General features: G+C 78.7%; 1 protein-coding gene. It reads right to left on the bottom strand.

The window, feature by feature from the left end:
- Window positions 1-441, bottom strand: a 441-nt coding sequence (locus AX737_RS34225; RefSeq protein WP_197430502.1) for a hypothetical protein, incomplete at both ends; no start/stop codon positions are given.

Raw genomic sequence — 441 nt, 5'->3', positions numbered from 1 at the left:
CTCGACGAGCCGGTGGCTCAGCCCCGCCAGGACGACGGCGGCGGCGACGAGGGCGAGGGCCGTCGCGAGGTTCAGGGCCGGCCCGCCGAGATCCACGCTCCCGGTCTCGCTGCCGGGCGGCAGGCTCCCGACGCGCGGCACCGCGTAGTGCAAGCCGGCCAGGAACACCTGGATCACCGGGAGATGGAGCAGGTAGACCGAGAAGGACCAGCGGCCGAGCGCCTGCGGCAGCCCGCGCCGGGCCGCGGCCGAGACGGGGCCGCGCCCGTGTGACAGGACGGCGATCGCGGCGCCGAAGGCCACGGGCGCGCCGTAGGCCCAGTCCCCCGGCGGCACCAGGGCCGGGATCGCGACGAGGAGGCCGATCGCCCCGGCCTCGGCCCAGCCCGCGCCGCCGTCCGGCGCGCGCGCGGCGTCGCGCAGGCAGTAGGCGAGACAGCC

The organism is Methylobacterium sp. CCH5-D2, assembly GCF_001556475.1.
Taxonomy (GTDB): domain Bacteria; phylum Pseudomonadota; class Alphaproteobacteria; order Rhizobiales; family Beijerinckiaceae; genus Methylobacterium; species Methylobacterium hispanicum.
Note: the sequence above shows the minus strand (reverse complement) of the source record. Positions and strands in the feature narration are given on the sequence as shown.